17 protein-coding genes and 1 other annotated feature are annotated in these 16,814 nt (G+C 54.5%); of the genes, 12 read left to right on the top strand and 5 right to left on the bottom strand.

Going from position 1 to position 16,814, the window contains the following annotated elements:
- The first annotated feature begins 100 nt into the window (after window positions 1-100).
- The 3 genes from puuD to QLG07_RS18805 are packed head-to-tail and all read left to right on the top strand — an operon-like array spanning window position 101 to window position 2,709.
- Entirely contained in the window at window positions 101-865 is a 765-nt protein-coding gene (puuD, locus tag QLG07_RS18795; RefSeq protein ID WP_282469889.1) for a gamma-glutamyl-gamma-aminobutyrate hydrolase, read from the top strand.
- A complete protein-coding gene (gene puuR, locus QLG07_RS18800) occupies window positions 862-1,419 on the top strand; it encodes an HTH-type transcriptional regulator PuuR (protein ID WP_282469890.1) in 558 nt (185 codons plus the stop codon). Before puuD ends, puuR begins: the two co-directional genes overlap by 4 nt.
- Window positions 1,420-1,431: 12 nt before the next feature.
- The gene (locus tag QLG07_RS18805; RefSeq protein ID WP_282469891.1) at window positions 1,432-2,709 is read left to right on the top strand and encodes an FAD-binding oxidoreductase; all 1,278 of its coding nucleotides are present in this window, start codon (window positions 1,432-1,434) and stop codon (window positions 2,707-2,709) included.
- A gap of 146 nt (window positions 2,710-2,855) precedes the next feature.
- Here the strand turns inward: QLG07_RS18805 and QLG07_RS18810 are convergent, their stop codons facing one another.
- The gene (locus QLG07_RS18810; RefSeq protein ID WP_282469892.1) at window positions 2,856-3,686 is read right to left on the bottom strand and encodes an SDR family oxidoreductase; all 831 of its coding nucleotides are present in this window, start codon (window positions 3,684-3,686) and stop codon (window positions 2,856-2,858) included.
- A 178-nt stretch (window positions 3,687-3,864) separates the two neighbouring features.
- Between QLG07_RS18810 and hisL the strand changes: the two genes are divergently transcribed.
- From hisL to hisIE, 9 genes are all read left to right on the top strand, one after another.
- Window positions 3,865-3,912 (top strand): his operon leader peptide, encoded by a 48-nt coding sequence (hisL, locus tag QLG07_RS18815; RefSeq protein WP_100396937.1) that lies wholly within the window; start codon window positions 3,865-3,867, stop codon window positions 3,910-3,912.
- Window positions 3,888-4,010, top strand: a sequence feature (His leader region). It overlaps the preceding gene by 25 nt.
- Before the next feature lie 65 nt (window positions 4,011-4,075).
- Entirely contained in the window at window positions 4,076-4,975 is a 900-nt protein-coding gene (hisG, locus tag QLG07_RS18820) for an ATP phosphoribosyltransferase (protein ID WP_048915602.1), read from the top strand.
- Window positions 4,976-4,979: 4 nt separating this feature from the next.
- Complete coding sequence (gene hisD, locus QLG07_RS18825) at window positions 4,980-6,287, top strand: histidinol dehydrogenase (protein WP_282469893.1); 1,308 nt, start codon at window positions 4,980-4,982, stop codon at window positions 6,285-6,287.
- Window positions 6,284-7,375 carry a histidinol-phosphate transaminase gene (gene hisC, locus QLG07_RS18830; RefSeq protein ID WP_048915600.1) on the top strand — a complete coding sequence of 364 codons (1,092 nt, stop codon included), beginning with the start codon at window positions 6,284-6,286 and terminating at the stop codon, window positions 7,373-7,375. Before hisD ends, hisC begins: the two co-directional genes overlap by 4 nt.
- Complete coding sequence (gene hisB / locus QLG07_RS18835) at window positions 7,372-8,436, top strand: bifunctional histidinol-phosphatase/imidazoleglycerol-phosphate dehydratase HisB (protein WP_282469894.1); 1,065 nt, start codon at window positions 7,372-7,374, stop codon at window positions 8,434-8,436. The genes hisC and hisB overlap by 4 nt, the downstream gene beginning before the upstream one ends.
- The gene (hisH, locus tag QLG07_RS18840) at window positions 8,436-9,026 is read left to right on the top strand and encodes an imidazole glycerol phosphate synthase subunit HisH (RefSeq protein WP_099754653.1); all 591 of its coding nucleotides are present in this window, start codon (window positions 8,436-8,438) and stop codon (window positions 9,024-9,026) included. The genes hisB and hisH overlap by 1 nt, the downstream gene beginning before the upstream one ends.
- A 3-nt stretch (window positions 9,027-9,029) precedes the next feature.
- Window positions 9,030-9,767, top strand: a complete 738-nt coding sequence (gene hisA / locus QLG07_RS18845) for a 1-(5-phosphoribosyl)-5-[(5-phosphoribosylamino)methylideneamino]imidazole-4-carboxamide isomerase (RefSeq protein ID WP_191149671.1) — start codon at window positions 9,030-9,032, stop codon at window positions 9,765-9,767.
- The gene (hisF, locus tag QLG07_RS18850) at window positions 9,749-10,525 is read left to right on the top strand and encodes an imidazole glycerol phosphate synthase subunit HisF (protein ID WP_282469895.1); all 777 of its coding nucleotides are present in this window, start codon (window positions 9,749-9,751) and stop codon (window positions 10,523-10,525) included. The genes hisA and hisF overlap by 19 nt, the downstream gene beginning before the upstream one ends.
- On the top strand, window positions 10,519-11,130 hold the full coding sequence (hisIE, locus tag QLG07_RS18855; protein ID WP_048915595.1) for a bifunctional phosphoribosyl-AMP cyclohydrolase/phosphoribosyl-ATP diphosphatase HisIE: 612 nt from the start codon (window positions 10,519-10,521) through the stop codon (window positions 11,128-11,130). Before hisF ends, hisIE begins: the two co-directional genes overlap by 7 nt.
- 67 nt (window positions 11,131-11,197) lie before the next feature.
- Here the strand turns inward: hisIE and wzzB are convergent, their stop codons facing one another.
- The 4 genes from wzzB to QLG07_RS18875 form a co-directional block, all read right to left on the bottom strand.
- Window positions 11,198-12,211 (bottom strand): LPS O-antigen chain length determinant protein WzzB, encoded by a 1,014-nt coding sequence (gene wzzB / locus QLG07_RS18860; protein WP_282469896.1) that lies wholly within the window; start codon window positions 12,209-12,211, stop codon window positions 11,198-11,200.
- Window positions 12,212-12,358: 147 nt separating this feature from the next.
- Window positions 12,359-13,765, bottom strand: a complete 1,407-nt coding sequence (gndA, locus tag QLG07_RS18865) for an NADP-dependent phosphogluconate dehydrogenase (protein WP_191149674.1) — start codon at window positions 13,763-13,765, stop codon at window positions 12,359-12,361.
- 199 nt (window positions 13,766-13,964) lie between these two features.
- Complete coding sequence (locus QLG07_RS18870) at window positions 13,965-15,389, bottom strand: phosphomannomutase (RefSeq protein ID WP_282469897.1); 1,425 nt, start codon at window positions 15,387-15,389, stop codon at window positions 13,965-13,967.
- Window positions 15,390-15,421: 32 nt separating this feature from the next.
- On the bottom strand, window positions 15,422-16,810 hold the full coding sequence (locus QLG07_RS18875; protein ID WP_282469898.1) for a mannose-1-phosphate guanylyltransferase/mannose-6-phosphate isomerase: 1,389 nt from the start codon (window positions 16,808-16,810) through the stop codon (window positions 15,422-15,424).
- Between the last annotated feature and the right edge of the window lie 4 nt (window positions 16,811-16,814).

Raw genomic sequence — 16,814 nt, forward strand, 5'->3', positions numbered from 1 at the left:
AATATTCACCAACTGATTGCTAAATTGAAAATATATTGCACATTTTTGCGCCATTTTGCGCGATACCGGATGATATTTTTAACAGTATGACGGGGGGTGAATGGGCATTATTTTTGACAAGCCTTTGATTGGCGTAGTGATGTGTCAGACAGAAATTGGCGGGCACCCCACGCAGATGGTGCATAACAAATATCTGGAAGCGGTGCTCGGCGCTGGCGGTGTGCCATTCGCCCTGCCCCACGGCCTGATGTCGGCCCCTCATCTATTAGAAAATGCTATGGCTGTCCTCGACGGCATTCTGCTTACCGGCAGCCCGAGCAATATCGAACCGCACCACTACGACGAGCCGGGGAACGAGCCGCTGGCCGATCCGGGGCGCGACCGTCTCTCTTTTGCGCTGATAGATTACGCTCTGGAGCAGCAGCTGCCGCTGCTGGCGATCTGCCGTGGCCTGCAGGAGCTGGTGGTCGCTACCGGCGGTAAGCTGCACCGCCAGCTGCATCAGATCCCCGGCCTGCAGGAACACCGGGAGGATGAAGCGCTAACGCTGGATGAGCAGTACGCTCCGGCTCACGAGGTGTGGCTGGAACCCGGCGGGCTGCTGGCCCCACTGGTCAATTACGCTGAGACGTTTTGGGTCAACTCGCTGCATGGTCAGGGCATTCGCGAAACGGGCAGCGCGCTGCGGGTCGAAGCGCGTGCCGCAGATGGTTTAATCGAAGCCGTCAGCCATCGCCAGCATCCTTTCGCACTGGCGGTGCAGTGGCACCCGGAATGGCACAGCGACAGCTCCGCGCTCTCGCGCCAGCTGTTTGATGGGTTTATTCACGCCTGCCAGCAGTTTCAGAAAGGATCGCGGCTGTGAGCGAAACCCTGCTGGCACCGGGAAGGCGCCTGGCGGAGATCCGCCAGCAGATGGGCCTGTCTCAGCGGCGCGTTGCCGAGCTTTCCGGCCTGACGCACAGCGCCATCAGCACCATTGAGCAGGACAAGGTCAGCCCGGCCGTCAGCACCCTGCAAAAACTGCTGAAGGTTTATGGCCTGTCGCTGTCCGAATTTTTTGCCGAGAAGGTGCAGGATGAGCCGCCGAAAGTGGTGATCGATGCGCACGAGCTGATCGACATTGGCAGCCAGGGCGTTTCACTGCAGCTAATCCACAACGGTAATCCGCAGCGCACGCTGGCGATGCTGCTGGAGACCTATGAACCCGGCGCGACCACCGGTGAAAAAATTCGTCATCAGGGCGAAGAGACCGGCACGCTACTGGAGGGGGAGATCATCCTGACCATCAGCGGTCAGAGTTACCCGCTGCGCGCCGGGCAGAGCTACGTGATTAATACCAGCCAGCCGCACAGCTTTACCAATACGTCGACCCGGCCCTGCCGCATTATCAGCGCACATACGCCGGCCACGTTTTAACAGGGAGACTGCATGGAACATATCAACAGCTACTATTCGGCAACCACCAATGCACACGATCCCTGGCCACGGCTCGAAGGGGCAATAGAGTGCGATGTTTGCGTGATTGGCGGCGGCTTTACCGGGCTGTCGTCCGCGCTGTTTCTCACCGAGGCGGGATACGACGTGGTGCTGCTGGAAGCCGCGCGCGTCGGGTTTGGCGCCAGCGGGCGCAACGGCGGCCAGGTGGTGAACTCCTACAGTCGCGACGTTGATGTGATTGAGCAGCGCTACGGCAAAGAGACCGCGCGCCTGCTCGGCAGCATGATGTTCGAGGGGGCAGCGATTATCCGTGACCGCATCGACCGCTACGCCATCCGTTGTGATTACCGCCCCGGCGGTATTTTTGCCGCGTTAAACAACCGACAAATGCAGCACCTCAGCAGCCAGCACAAGCTGTGGCAGCGCTACGGCAATTATGACCTTGAACTGCTCGACCAGACCGGTATTCGCCGGGAAGTGGGCAGCGATCGCTATGTCGGTGGCCTGTTGGACAAGCGCGGCGGCCATATTCACCCGCTCAATCTGGCGCTGGGTGAAGCCGAAGCCATTCGTCGCCACGGCGGGCGCATCTATGAGAACTCGGCGGTCACCGCGGTGAACTACGGCAACCCGCATCTGATCCGCACGGAGCAGGGCGAAGTGAAAGCCCGCTTTGTGATTTTTGCCGGCAATGCCTATCTGGCCCCGCATCTGGAACCCCGGCTGGCGAACAAAAGCCTGCCCTGCGGCTCGCAGATTGTCGCCACCGAGCCGCTCTCTGCGGACCAGGCGCTGTCGCTGCTGCCGAACAACTGCTGCGTCGAGGACTGTAACTACCTGCTGGACTACTTCCGCCTGACCGCCGATAACCGCCTGCTGTACGGCGGCGGGGTCATCTACGGCGCGCGCGATCCGGGCGATATTGATGCCCTGATCCGCCCGAAGCTGCTGAAAACCTTCCCGCAGCTGGCAGGGGTAAAATTTGACTTTGCGTGGAGCGGCAATTTTCTGTTGACCCTGTCGCGCATGCCGCAGTTCGGACGGCTGGAGAACGGCGTTTACTATATGCAGGGTGACAGCGGGCACGGCGTGACCTGCACCCACCTGGCCGGGAAGCTGATTGCGGAGGCGATGCGCGGCGACGCAGAGCGCTTTGATGCCTTTGCCAAGCTGCCGCACCTGCCCTTTCCGGGCGGACGGCGGCTGCGCGTGCCGTTAACCGCAATGGGTGCCGCGTGGTATGCGTTGCGCGACAGGCTGGGGGTATAAGGCGCAACCTGGAAGGTTATGGGGCGATCGGAAAAGAAGATCGCCCCCTACGGTTTGGAACCCGCTCGCCTGTAGGGGCTGACCCTCTTTTCCGGTCAGCCCATTGTTTTAGGGTCAGCCCGTTGTTTCAGGGTCAGCCCGTTATTTCACGCTAACGGCATCTTGTTCGGGTCGGGGTATCGGTACTCAAAGCCCAGTTCGCGGCAAATTTTACTGCCATCGATCAGCTTGCCGCTGTTACCGCTGTCATCCGCGAGGAAGGTGGGAGGTTGCAGCCCCAGCTGGCGTGCCACCTGCGGATAAAACTGCGCTCGCGCCGGATGCTGCGCGGCACTGAGGTTGTAAATATGCCCGCCCTTCGGCGTTTGCAGCAGCAGCGTAATCGCCTCGATCACATCTTCCAGATGCACCAGGTTAACGCCCTGTGACCCGTTCACCAGCCCCGTTTTTCCGGCGAGGAAACGCCCCGGATGGCGGTTTGGCCCCACCAGCCCGGCGAGGCGCAAAATATCCACCGAGGTATTAGGCAGATGATGCAGCCAGCTCTCCAAATCCTGTAAGGTGCGCCCGGCAACGCTCACCGGCTCAAGCGGCGTACTCTCTTTGGTATTACCTACGCTGTCGCCGTACACAGAAGTGGAGCTGGTAAATATAATGCGCGGCACGCTGAAGGCCAGCGCGCTGTCCACCAGCTGCTGTACTGCCAACTGATAGCTCTCACCGCCTGACGCGGTTCTGCTGGCCGGTAACGTTATCACCAGGGCATCTACATGGCTGAGCAGAGACTCCAGGTCTTCAGACTCGCAGATGAGCTCCGGCGTCAGCTCCAGCAGATAGCTGTCGATACCGCTCATCCGTGCCGCCGCTACCCCGTCCTGGGTGGTTTTAGTGCCGGTCACCTGCCAGCCAGCCGCCGTCAGCGACATGGCCAGCGGCATGCCCAGCCACCCCAGCCCGACTATCGCAACTTTTTTCATCCCTTTACTCCTTTGAACTCACACCGTCAGAGTTTCAGGCTACGCCAGCCTGAAGTCAGTGACAACTGCCCGTTGATAAGAGAATCTTTCAACATTGACAAAAAAGGGTTGCGCCACGCGCCCATTCTGGTTAGGTTATTTGTCACGATATGAATATCCATTCATCCAAGAGAATTTTATGACACGCGTTCAGTTCAATCACCATCATCACCATCACCCTGACTAGTCTTTCAGGCGATGTGTGCTGGAAGACGATCAGGATCTTCCAGTGGTGCAGAACGCGAAATCAGCCCCCGGAAGATCGCCTTCCGGGGGCTTTTTTTTGGCCCGATGAAATTGAAACGCTGACATAGTGAACTTAAGCAGACAGGAAAAGAGGATTATCCCCGATGTTAGATAACACCCGTTTACGCATAGCTATGCAGAAATCAGGCCGTTTAAGCGATGAATCACGCGAATTGCTCGCGCGCTGCGGCATCAAAATCAATCTGCAGCAGCAGCGCCTGATCGCGTTTGCCGAGAACATGCCGATTGATATTCTGCGCGTGCGCGATGACGATATCCCGGGCCTGGTGATGGATGGTGTGGTTGACCTCGGCATCATTGGTGAAAACGTGCTGGAAGAAGAGCTGCTGACCCGTCGTGCTCAGGGCGAAGACCCGCGCTATTTCACCCTGCGCCGTCTGGACTTCGGCGGCTGCCGCCTGTCGCTGGCGATGTCGGTTGATGACGAATATACCGGCCCGCAGTGTTTACAAAACTCCCGCATTGCCACCTCTTACCCGCACCTGCTGAAAAAGTACCTCGACAAGCAGGGCGTCAGCTTCAAATCCTGCCTGCTGAACGGTTCTGTTGAAGTGGCTCCGCGCGCCGGTCTGGCCGATGCCATCTGTGACCTGGTGTCAACCGGCGCCACGCTGGAAGCCAACGGTCTGCGCGAAGTGGAAGTCATTTACCGCTCGAAGGCCTGCCTGATCCAGCGCGATGGCGAAATGCCGGCTGCCAAGCAGGAGCTGATCGACAAACTAATGACGCGTATTCAGGGCGTGATCCAGGCGCGTGAATCGAAGTACATCATGCTGCACGCGCCGGGCGAACGTCTGGAAGACATCATTGCCCTGCTGCCGGGGGCCGAGCGCCCTACCGTACTGCCGCTGGCGGGTGATAAGAGCCGCGTGGCGATGCACATGGTCAGCAGCGAAACGCTGTTCTGGGAAACCATGGAAAAACTCAAAGCCCTGGGTGCCAGCTCGATTCTGGTGCTGCCCATTGAGAAGATGATGGAGTAATTCGATGGCGACCCTGATGACCCCCATTAGCTGGCAGCAGTGCAGCGCGGAAGAGCAGCAGGCGCTGCTGATGCGCCCGGCGATCTCTGCCTCTGAAAGCATTACTGCCACCGTGCGTGGCATTCTCGAAAAGGTAAAAGCCGAGGGCGACGACGCGCTGCGCTACTACAGCGCGACCTTCGATAAAACTCAGGTGGATGCCCTGCGCGTCAGCGAGCAGCAGATTGCCGATGCCTGCGCGCGACTGGGTGATGAGATCAAACAGGCGATGGCCGTCGCGGTCGCCAACATCGATAAATTCCACGTGGCGCAGATGCTGCCAGCGGTTGATATTGAAACGCAGCCGGGCGTGCGCTGCCAGCAGATTACGCGCCCGGTGGCCTCTGTCGGGCTCTATATTCCCGGCGGTTCTGCCCCGCTCTTCTCCACCGTGCTGATGCTGGCAACCCCGGCACGCATCGCCGGATGTGGCCGCGTGGTGCTGTGCTCGCCACCGCCGATTGCCGATGAAATTCTCTATGCCGCTAAGCTGTGCGGCGTGCAGGAAGTGTTTCAGGTTGGCGGGGCGCAGGCGATTGCCGCCCTCGCCCTCGGCACTGAATCAGTGCCGAAGGTCGACAAAATCTTTGGCCCGGGCAATGCGTATGTGACCGAGGCCAAACGCCAGGTCAGCCAGCGCCTGGACGGTGCAGCAATTGATATGCCGGCAGGGCCTTCCGAAGTGCTGGTGATTGCCGATGAGGGCGCCACACCGGACTTCGTCGCTTCCGACCTGCTATCACAGGCAGAGCACGGCCCTGATTCACAGGTGATCCTGCTGACCCCTTCCCTCTCGATGGCAGAAGCGGTGGCGCAGGCCGTCGAGCGCCAGCTGGCAGAGCTGCCACGCGCCGCCACCGCGGCTAAGGCGCTGGAGAGCAGCCGCCTGATTGTGGCACGCGATCTGCAGCAGTGCGTCGAGATCAGCAACCGCTACGGGCCGGAGCACCTGATTATTCAGACGCGCCGCGCACGGGATCTGGTCGACAGCATTACCAGCGCCGGTTCGGTATTTCTTGGTGACTGGTCACCGGAATCCGCGGGCGACTATGCCTCCGGCACCAACCACGTGCTGCCGACCTATGGCTATACCGCCACCTGCTCAAGCCTGGGGCTGGCTGATTTCCAGAAGCGCATGACGGTGCAGGAGCTGACGCCTGCCGGCTTTATGGGGCTGGCTGCAACCATTGAGACGCTGGCCGCGGCCGAACAGTTAACCGCCCACAAAAATGCCGTCACCCTGCGCGTGGCTGCACTGAAGGAGAAGCCATGAGCAGCACAATTCAAGACCTGGCCCGCGCCAACGTGCGCGCCCTCACCCCTTACCAGTCGGCGCGCCGCCTTGGCGGTAACGGCGACGTGTGGCTGAACGCCAATGAATATCCGCTGGCCGTGCCGTTTGAGCTTAGCCAGCAGACGCTGAACCGCTACCCGGAGTGCCAGCCAAAGTTGGTGATTGAACGCTACGCCGCCTATGCTGGGCTGACGCCTGAGCAGGTGTTGGTAAGCCGCGGCGCGGATGAAGGCATCGAACTGCTGATGCGCGCCTTCTGCGAACCTGGCCAGGACGCGGTACTGTTCTGCCCGCCGACTTACGGTATGTACAGTGTCAGCGCGGAAACCATCGGCATTGAATATCGCACGGTGGAAGCAGGCGAGGACTGGCAGTTGAACCTGCCTGCGATTGCCGACCAGCTGGACGGCGTCAAGCTGGTGTACGTTTGCAGCCCAAACAACCCAACCGGTAACCTCATCAACCCGGACGATCTGCGTCAGCTACTGGAGATGACCCAGGGCAAAGCGCTGGTGGTGGCGGATGAAGCCTATATCGAGTTCTGCCCGCAGGCGTCACTCGCTGGCTGGCTGAAGGATTACCCGCACCTGGTTATTCTGCGCACGCTGTCGAAAGCCTTCGCGCTCGCCGGGCTGCGCTGCGGTTTCACCCTCGCCAGCGCAGAGGTGATCGCGCTGCTGATGAAGGTAATCGCGCCTTATCCGCTCTCTACTCCTGTCGCCGATATCGCCGGTCAGGCCTTAAGCGACCAGGGTATCGCCCTGATGCGCCAGCACGTTGCCGAGCTCATCGCCACCCGCGAACAGCTGATAGCCGACCTGCGCAGCCTCGACTGCGTTGAGCAGGTCTATGAGAGTGACACCAACTATATTCTGGCGCGCTTTACCGCTTCCAGTCAGGTCTTTAAAACGCTGTGGGACCAGGGCATTATTCTGCGTGACCAGAATAAGCAGCCCGGCCTGGCCGGCTGCCTGCGCATCTCTATCGGCACCCGTGAAGAGTGCCAGCGCGCCGTTGCCGCATTGAAATCATTACCCGGTACCCCCGTTTCTCAGGAGCAAGCATGAGTCAGAAAGTCCTCTTTATCGATCGCGATGGCACCCTTATTTCTGAGCCGCCGGAAGATTATCAGGTCGACCGCATGGACAAACTGGCCTTCGAGCCGGACGTGATCCCGGCCCTGCTGTCGTTACAAAAGGCGGGCTATCAGCTGGTGATGATCACCAATCAGGATGGTCTGGGCACCCGCAGCTTCCCGCAGGCGGATTTCGACGGCCCGCATAACCTGATGATGCAGATCCTCAGCTCCCAGGGCGTGAAGTTCGACGATATTCTGATCTGCCCGCATCTGCCGGAAGATAACTGCGACTGCCGCAAGCCGAAAACCAAAATGGTGGAAGCCTGGCTGGCCGAAGGGGCAATTGACACCGCCAACAGCTATGTAATTGGCGACCGTGCCACCGACGTGCAGCTGGCGCAGAATATGGGCATTACCGGCCTGCTGTACGGAAAGGACCTTAACTGGAAGGCTATCGAACAGCAGCTAACCCAACGCGACCGCTATGCGCTGGTGCAGCGCAACACCAAAGAGACGCAGATTAAAGTCGAAGTGTGGCTGGACCGCGAAGGCGAGAGCAAAATCAACACCGGCGTTGGCTTCTTCGATCATATGCTTGACCAGATCTCCACCCACGGCGGCTTCCGTATGAACATTGATGTGAAGGGCGACCTGTACATTGATGACCATCACACCGTAGAAGATACCGGTCTGGCGCTGGGCGAAGCGCTGCTGAAAGCGCTGGGCGACAAACGCGGCATTGGCCGTTTCGGCTTTGTCCTGCCAATGGACGAGTGCCTGGCACGCTGCGCGCTGGATATCTCCGGCCGCCCGCACCTTGAATATAAAGCTGAGTTCAGCTATCAGCGCGTGGGGGACCTGAGCACCGAGATGGTCGAGCACTTCTTCAGCTCGCTCTCTTACACCATGGCCAGCACCCTGCACCTGCGCACCAAAGGCAAAAACGACCATCACCGCGTTGAAAGCCTGTTTAAAGCCTTTGGCCGCACGCTGCGCCAGGCGATCCGCGTGGAAGGCAATACCCTGCCAAGCTCGAAAGGAGTGCTGTGATGGATGTGGTGATCCTCGATACCGGCTGCGCCAACCTCTCTTCAGTGAAGTGGGCGGTGCAGCGCCTTGGCTACCAGCCGCAGGTCAGTAAGGAAGCCGATATCGTCCTGAATGCCGATAAGCTGTTTTTGCCGGGCGTCGGCACCGCGCAGGCGGCGATGGACCAGCTGCGCGAGCGCGAGCTGATTGAGCTGATCAAAGCCTGTACCCAGCCCGTGCTGGGTATCTGCCTCGGCATGCAGCTGCTCGGCTCACAGAGCGACGAGAGCGGCGGCATCTCTACGCTGAATATTATTGAACACCCGGTTGAGCGTATGCAGGACCTCGGCCTGCCGCTGCCGCATATGGGCTGGAACCAGATTGCCTCGCAGGCGGGCAACCATCTGTTTCGCGGCATCGACGACGGCGCCTACTTCTACTTTGTGCACGGTTACGCCATGCCGGTGAATGAATTCACCATTGCGCAGTGTCACTACGGCGCAGCGTTTACCGCAGCGGTGCAGAAAGATAACTTCTTCGGCGTACAGTTCCACCCCGAGCGTTCCGGTGCCGCTGGCGCGCAGCTGTTGAAAAATTTCCTGGAGATGTAACGGATGATTATCCCGGCGTTAGATTTAATTGATGGCAAGGTAGTACGCCTGCATCAGGGCGATTACGGCCAGCAGCGCGACTACGGGAGCGATCCGCTGCCGCGCCTGCAGGATTATCAGGCCCAGGGCGCGGAAGTGCTGCACCTTGTTGACCTGACCGGTGCGAAAGATCCGGCTGCGCGCCAGATCCCCCTGCTCACTAAGCTGCTGGCAGGCGTATCCGTGCCGGTACAGGTTGGCGGCGGCATTCGTACTAAAGACGATGTGGAAGCCCTGCTCAAAGCTGGCGCCACGCGCGTGGTAGTAGGTTCTACCGCGGTGAAACAGCCGCAAGAGGTGCAGCAGTGGTTTAAGCAGTACGGCGCGGAAGCGATTGTACTGGCGCTGGACGTGCGCATTGATGCGGATAACCGCAAAGAAGTGGCGATCAGCGGCTGGCAGGAAGCCAGCGGCATCACGCTGGAAGAAGTGATCGAACAGTTTCTGCCGTTCGGCCTGAAGCACGTGCTGTGCACCGATATTTCCCGCGATGGCACGCTGAGCGGCTCAAATGTTGCGCTGTATCGTGAAGTCTCCGCGCGCTATCCGCAGATTGCCTTCCAGTCCTCCGGCGGCATCGGCTCGCTGGATGATATTGCGGCCCTGCGCGGCTGCGGCGCACAGGGGGTGATTGTCGGTCGCGCCCTGCTGGAAGATAAATTTACCGTATCGGAGGCGATTACATGCTGGCAAAACGGATAATCCCCTGCCTTGACGTGCGTGACGGCCAGGTGGTCAAAGGCGTACAGTTCCGCAACCACGAGATTATCGGTGACATCGTGCCGCTGGCGCAGCGCTATGCGCAGGAAGGCGCCGACGAGCTGGTGTTTTATGATATTACCGCCTCCAGCGATGGCCGCGTGGTGGACAAAAGCTGGATCTCGCGCGTGGCAGAAGTGATTGATATCCCCTTCTGCGTGGCGGGCGGTATCAGGTCGGTGGAAGACGCCGCCCTGCTGCTCTCCTACGGCGCAGATAAGATCTCCATCAACTCCCCGGCGCTTGCCGACCCGGAGCTGATCACCCGCCTGGCGGATCGCTTTGGCGTGCAGTGCATCGTGGTGGGCATCGATACCTGGTATGACAGCGAAAGCGGCAAATACCACGTTAACCAGTACACCGGCGATGAGAGCCGCACCAGAGTGACCACCTGGGAAACCCTTGACTGGGTGGACGAAGTGCAGAAGCGCGGTGCAGGCGAGATCGTCCTCAACATGATGAACCAGGACGGGGTGCGTAACGGCTACGACCTGGTGCAGCTGCAAAAGGTGCGCGCGCGCTGTAAGGTGCCGCTGATTGCCTCCGGCGGCGCGGGCACCATGGAACATTTCCATCAAGCCTTCCGGGATGCGGACGTTGATGGCGCGCTGGCCGCCTCGGTGTTTCATAAACAGATTATTAATATCGGCGAACTGAAAACGTTCCTGATTGAAAAAGGTGTGGAGATTCGCGTGTGTTAACAGAACAACAGCTCGCCCAACTGGACTGGGTAAAAACCGACGGTATGATGCCGGCCATAGTTCAGCACGCCGTTTCTGGCGAAGTGCTGATGCACGGCTATATGAACCAGCAAGCGCTGGATAAGACGCTGGCAACGGGTAAGGTAACCTTCTGGTCGCGCACCAAACAGCGCCTGTGGACCAAGGGGGAAAGCTCTGAGCACTTCCTTAACGTGGTCAGCATCACCCCTGACTGTGATAACGACACGCTGCTGGTGCTGGCCAACCCGGTTGGCCCGACCTGCCACCTTGGCACCTCCAGCTGCTTCTCACCTGCCGCTTCTGACTGGACATTCCTCTATCAGCTGGAGCAGGTGCTGGCAGAGCGTAAGCACGCCGACCCAAAAAGCTCCTATACCGCCAGCCTGTATGCCAGCGGCACTAAGCGCATAGCGCAGAAAGTCGGTGAGGAAGGCGTTGAGGTTGCGCTGGCCGCCACCGTCAACGATCGCCACGAGCTGACCAACGAAGCGTCGGACCTGGTCTATCATCTTCTGGTGCTGCTGCAGGACCAGGATCTTAACCTGTCGACGGTAATTGAGAACCTGCGCCAGCGCCATAAGTAGGCTGCCGCAGTTCTGACGCTAATAAAAAAGGCCGGGAATTCCCGGCCTTCTGCTAGATGCTTAAGAGTTAGCTGCCTTTACGCAGGCGATAGCTGGCGCCGACATTGCGGCCAATCACTATCGCTGAACCCACTACCCCACCAAGAATAATTGCCAGCAGCATCACCAGCGTCTTTTTCGGGCTATCGCGGCGGATAGGCAAATCGGCGGTAGAGATGTAGCGGTAAGACTGCAGATGCGACAGGTCGATTTTCATATGTGTCACGGCCAGCAAAGCGCTCTGCGTATCATAGTAGGACTGATCGTAAATTAACGGTTTAGTCGCCTCATTCTGAATCATTGACTGTAGTGCGCTGGTACCCAGCAGGTAGAGGGTATCGTCTGAGAGATACTCCGCCTGATTCAGCTGCGTGCTCTTCACCCCAGAAGCTTCTGCAATCGTCAGCGCCTGTTTGATGGCTTCCATACGCTGCTGCTGTTTATCAATCGCCACCTGCTTAAGCGTATCCAGCGCGCTGGAAAGCTCATTAGTTTTTACCCCCAGCGTACGCCTGAGATCGGCAGTATAGCCGTCGACGATTTTATCGTTGATCTGCTCGATATACTTGGTCAGCTGCGCCTGCGCATCTTTGGCAGTAGGCGCGGTGTAAGCAATGCTAAGCTGATCGTTGCTGCCCTTCACCACCTGATCCACTTTTAGCATCTGGGGCTCTGCTAGATTACGCAACGCTGATGACAGCGCAGTCATCGAGGCTGCAAAGCGGCCAAAGAACTGGTTTTGCAGATCGGGAAGAGACGGTTTATCTGCCGGGGTTTGCTTATACAGCACGCTGAGAGAAGCGTTGTAGTTTGCAATCATCCCTGACGTTGGGGTGGCAACAATGGCGGTGGAAGTCCATTTTTCTTTCGCGACAAACAGGTAAATGCCTGCCAGCACCATAGCGGCAATCACGCACGCGATGATGGTTTTTTTGCCGTTCCATAGCTGAGCAATAACTTCCAGTAAATCGATTTCATCGGCTGTGTTGGAAAAGTTCTGGTGACGCGAGGACAGCTCAACATTTTTATTATCGGGATTCATATAGTCAGTAAACTCTGCGCAAAAGAAAATAAGATAAAACTCAGGCGATAGCTGACTAAATGTAGAGGAGTTTGGCGGGAAACGCTATGGATAGATTCTTAAAACGAGGTAAGAAACCTCCCGCATTGCGGGAGGTTAGAGGGGGAGTTAGTCGAGCCACTCGGTGTGGAACACACCCTCTTTATCAGTGCGCTTGTAAGTGTGCGCGCCAAAGTAGTCACGCTGCGCCTGGATCAGGTTTGCCGGCAGTACCGCTGAACGGTAGCTGTCGTAGTAGGCGATAGCCGCAGAGAAGGTCGGAGTCGGGATACCGTTCTGCACAGCATAAGCTACCACGTCACGCAGTGCCTGCTGGTACTCATCCGCGATGTTCTTGAAGTACGGCGCCAGCAGCAGGTTCGCGATGTCAGCATCTTCAGCATAAGCATCGGTGATTTTCTGCAGGAACTGGGCACGGATGATGCAGCCGGCACGGAAGATCTTAGCAATCTCACCGTAGTGCAGGTTCCAGTTGTTCTCGGTAGAGGCCGCTTTCAGCTGGGAGAAGCCCTGAGCGTAAGAGACGATTTTACCCAGATACAGAGCGCGACGTACCTTCTCAACGAACTCCGCTTTATCACCGCTTACCGCCTGAACTTTCGGACCGCTCAGTACTTTGGAAGCCGCAACGCGCTGGGTTTTCAGGGAAGAGAGGTAACGGGCAAATACCGATTCGGTGATCAGTGACAGCGGTTCGCCGAGATCCAGAGAGCTCTGGCTGGTCCACTTACCGGTCCCTTTATTCGCTGCTTCATCCAGAATCACATCAACCAGGTAGTTACCTTCTTCATCTTTCTTGGTGAAGATATCTTTGGTGATGTCGATCAGGTAGCTGCTCAGCTCGCCTTCGTTCCACTCGCTGAAGGTCTTAGCCAGCTCTTCGTTGCTCAGGTTCAGCGCGCCTTTCAGCAGGGAATAGGCTTCAGCAATCAGCTGCATGTCGCCGTATTCAATACCGTTATGCACCATTTTCACATAGTGACCCGCACCGTCCGGACCCATGTAAGCGACGCAGGCTTCACCTTCTGCAACTGCCGCGATCTCGGTCAGGATTGGCGCAACCAGTTCGTAAGCTTCTTTCTGACCACCAGGCATGATGGAAGGGCCTTTCAGAGCGCCCTCTTCACCACCTGAAACGCCGGTACCGATGAAGTTGAATCCCTGCTCAGACAGTTCGCGATTACGGCGAATGGTGTCTTTATAGAAGGTGTTACCACCATCAATCAGGATGTCACCTTTATCGAGGTGCGGAGTCAGGGAGGCGATGGTTTTGTCGGTGGCTTCACCGGCCTGCACCATCAGAAGGATACGACGAGGTTTTTCCAGAGAGTCAACAAACTCTTCGATGCTGTAGTGCGGAACCAGTTTCTTACCTGGGTTCTCTGCCACGACTTCATCGGTTTTTTCACGCGAGCGGTTGAAGATAGAAACTGTGTAGCCACGGCTCTCAATGTTGAGTGCCAGATTACGGCCCATCACAGCCATACCTACAACGCCGATCTGTTGCTTGGACATACCTACTCCTGTCTAGGTGAGAAAACCAGCAGTTCTGTGACTGCGGTCAATGTTCTGAACATGTTAACTCAGGTTTAGGTGGGGATGGTAGTGATTGGTGCGATAGACAGTGAAGAGCCCATTTAATGAATACCTTATAAAACTGATGGTTTTAAAGCAATTTAAGTGCATATTTACATCAGAATTTAGGACTAATAGTCTACTTTATGTAAAGCTTTTTAAAGTAAGCCAACGCGTGACTAACATAAAATGCAGCAGTATTCGCATCATCAGATTCAGCATAAATACGTAATTCAGGCGCATTTCCAGAAGGACGTAAATGAAGAATATCATTATTGTTAAGGATAATTCTCATTCCATCGGTAATATCTACCTTAGCAACTAGCAATTCAGGGAAACCCAGTTCATCAATTAAATTCTGCGGTTTTGCCAAAGCCCTTGAGATAATCGCGAGACTAATATCTGTAGGAAAATCCTTAATCCTGTCTGAAGATGTAAATCTCGAAGGCAGTTTTGCGAGGAGTTTGGAAATCGAAACCTCTCTGCTAGCCACCAAAAGCATCAAAGCTGGAAGAACAGCATCACGAGTATATAAAGAATGTAAATAGCCTCCTTTGTAACTCACATCGCTAGCTAGAAGGAAACCGCCATTAGCTTCAAAACCAGCAACAAGAGACTTCTGATCATGTAAGCTACAAAGCTCCTCTATTACAAATGGGGAGCCAATCTTAGTTCGCGACACTTTCTCAAACTTGCCGCTTAACTCAACTGCAGTAGTACAACTAACAGGGATTGCAAGCTTATTGATATTCAATTCTTCTGCACACAGCAGGCCAAGTATATCCCCCCGTAACCATTCGCCATTTTCATCAGCTACAAGAGGACGATCGCCATCACCATCAGTAGAAAAAATTGCGTCAAAATCGTAAAGGGATGCCCATTTTTTAGCTTTTTGAATATCACTTAGGCTCACAGCTTCAGTGTCTATTGGTACGAAATTATCGCTACGCTCTAAAGAGAAAACATTAGCACCAAGACGAGTAAATATCTCAGGGTAGATATCCCTACCTGCACTAGAGTGTTCGTAAATACCAATAGTCTTATCTTTTAAGATGCCACATGGAAGAAAATCTGTGTAGCGTGATATATATCTTTCGCTGGCATCATTCTTTTTTAAAAGATATGGTAATGGTGGTGTTGGAATGAAACTTTTATTATTATTTAAAATACTAACTTCATCAGCCTTGCTAATTTCCCCATCAGGGGTATAAAACTTAAGACCGTTTCTATCAAAGGGAATATGGCTACCTGTTACCATTATACATGGTATGTTAAGCTCAATAGAATAAAAGGCTAACGCCGGCGTTGGTAAAACACCACAATAAATCACCTCAATTCCATACTGACTTAGAACAGCAGCACAACGACGGGCGATTATCTCACTCTCTGGACGGTTGTCTATGCCAATAGCAAACTGAGAAAACTGATACCTCCTCTGCATAACATCTACAAAAGAATGTGTAAAAGCCTGGCAAACTTCAGTTGTGAAATCTGTAGCGAGTCCTCTTGCTCCACTGGTGCCGAAAATAATATCACTATTGTTCAAGATTTCAGAGCTAATCATGTGAATGTCCATGTTTTCAGGATAAATAATATTCAAGGCATTCTAACCATGTCGTCGTCTTCAAGATAGTTACCTGTCTTGATTTCAATAACTTCCAATGGCACTTTACCAGGGTTTTCAAGAGAATGGGTCACACCTGCTGGGATGAACGTGGATTTGTTACTCTCCAACACAAATGTATTTTCACCACAATGAACTAATGCAGTACCAGATATAACTATCCAATGTTCCGCCCTATGGTAATGAATTTGATTTTGTATTTTTTTTCCGGGGCGTAAGGTAATTTTGCCAACTTGATAATCTGTTCCGTTTTCTATCATGTCATATTCGCCCCAAGGTTTGAATATGACGTGATTATTAATATGTTCAGTGCGTTTAAGTTCTTTTAGCCTATCTACAACTTTTTTAACATCCTGACCGTCTTTGCTATTAGCGATTAAAGTTGCATCTTTAGTTTTCACTACAATTAAGTTATTAATGCCTACGGTAGCTAGCAAACCACAATCACTGTATAAAAAGTTATTAGCACTATTTATTTGTATAACGTCACCACGGATGACATTTCCATCTTCATTTTTCTTTGAAATATCCCAGAGTGATAACCATGATCCGACGTCATTCCATTCAGCATCCATTGGGACTACTATACTTTCTTTAGTATTTTCCATTACAGCAAAATCAATGGATTCAGAAGGGCAACATGAGAATGAGTTTGCATCGATTCTTATGAAATCTAGATCTTTATAAGAACCGGCAAAAGCCTTTTGACAAGAAATTAAAATATCAGGGCGATATTTTTCTAATTCGCTAAGATAAGCTGAAGCTTTAAAGAGAAACATACCACTATTCCATAAGTAGTTTCCTTCAGAAAGAAACTCGCAAGCTAATTCCACGGAGGGTTTTTCATGAAAACTATCCACTGCGTAGCCAGACTCTGAAACCTTTTCACCTTTTTTTATGTAGCCATATCCAGTTTCAGGTTTATTAGCGGTAATACCGAATGTAACTAGTTTACCAGTTTCAGCAAGTATTGTTGCATCACGAACTGCATTCTCAAAGGAGATTACATCCTTTATTATGTGATCCGCAGCGAGCACCAATAAAATAGGGTCACGTCCAGATAAGACTTCTTTTATTGCTGCCAGGGCAACTGCAGGTGCTGTATTTTTACCGACTGGTTCTAAGAGGATATCAACTTTTTTATTATTAATCCTTCTCAGCTGTTCCGCCACAAGAAACCTGTGCTCATCATTGCAGATAACGAGAGAAGCATCATAACTAATATTTTTAAGTCTGTTGAAAGTGTCCTGTATCATTGAGTCATCAGAATACAGAGAAAGAAATTGTTTAGGGTAGCTCATTCTAGATAATGGCCACATTCTAGTACCAGAACCGCCGGCGAGAATCACAGGAAGTAGCATTTTA

Origin of the sequence: Erwinia sp. V90_4 (assembly GCF_029967685.1) — a bacterium.
Taxonomy (GTDB): Bacteria; Pseudomonadota; Gammaproteobacteria; order Enterobacterales; family Enterobacteriaceae; genus Erwinia; species Erwinia aphidicola.

What these genes read in the sequence shown, in the direction of transcription:
- wzzB (WP_282469896.1), bottom strand. Translation starts at nt 12,211, where the DNA reads ATGAATCCCGATAATAAAAATGTTGAGCTGTCCTCGCGTCACCAGAAC.
- puuD (WP_282469889.1), top strand. Translation starts at nt 101, where the DNA reads ATGGGCATTATTTTTGACAAGCCTTTGATTGGCGTAGTGATGTGTCAG.
- hisF (WP_282469895.1), top strand. Translation starts at nt 9,749, where the DNA reads ATGCTGGCAAAACGGATAATCCCCTGCCTTGACGTGCGTGACGGCCAG.
- hisG (WP_048915602.1), top strand. Translation starts at nt 4,076, where the DNA reads ATGTTAGATAACACCCGTTTACGCATAGCTATGCAGAAATCAGGCCGT.
- QLG07_RS18870 (WP_282469897.1), bottom strand. Translation starts at nt 15,389, where the DNA reads ATGATTAGCTCTGAAATCTTGAACAATAGTGATATTATTTTCGGCACC.
- hisB (WP_282469894.1), top strand. Translation starts at nt 7,372, where the DNA reads ATGAGTCAGAAAGTCCTCTTTATCGATCGCGATGGCACCCTTATTTCT.
- QLG07_RS18805 (WP_282469891.1), top strand. Translation starts at nt 1,432, where the DNA reads ATGGAACATATCAACAGCTACTATTCGGCAACCACCAATGCACACGAT.
- hisC (WP_048915600.1), top strand. Translation starts at nt 6,284, where the DNA reads ATGAGCAGCACAATTCAAGACCTGGCCCGCGCCAACGTGCGCGCCCTC.
- QLG07_RS18810 (WP_282469892.1), bottom strand. Translation starts at nt 3,686, where the DNA reads ATGAAAAAAGTTGCGATAGTCGGGCTGGGGTGGCTGGGCATGCCGCTG.
- gndA (WP_191149674.1), bottom strand. Translation starts at nt 13,765, where the DNA reads ATGTCCAAGCAACAGATCGGCGTTGTAGGTATGGCTGTGATGGGCCGT.
- hisH (WP_099754653.1), top strand. Translation starts at nt 8,436, where the DNA reads ATGGATGTGGTGATCCTCGATACCGGCTGCGCCAACCTCTCTTCAGTG.
- hisD (WP_282469893.1), top strand. Translation starts at nt 4,980, where the DNA reads ATGGCGACCCTGATGACCCCCATTAGCTGGCAGCAGTGCAGCGCGGAA.
- hisA (WP_191149671.1), top strand. Translation starts at nt 9,030, where the DNA reads ATGATTATCCCGGCGTTAGATTTAATTGATGGCAAGGTAGTACGCCTG.
- QLG07_RS18875 (WP_282469898.1), bottom strand. Translation starts at nt 16,810, where the DNA reads ATGCTACTTCCTGTGATTCTCGCCGGCGGTTCTGGTACTAGAATGTGG.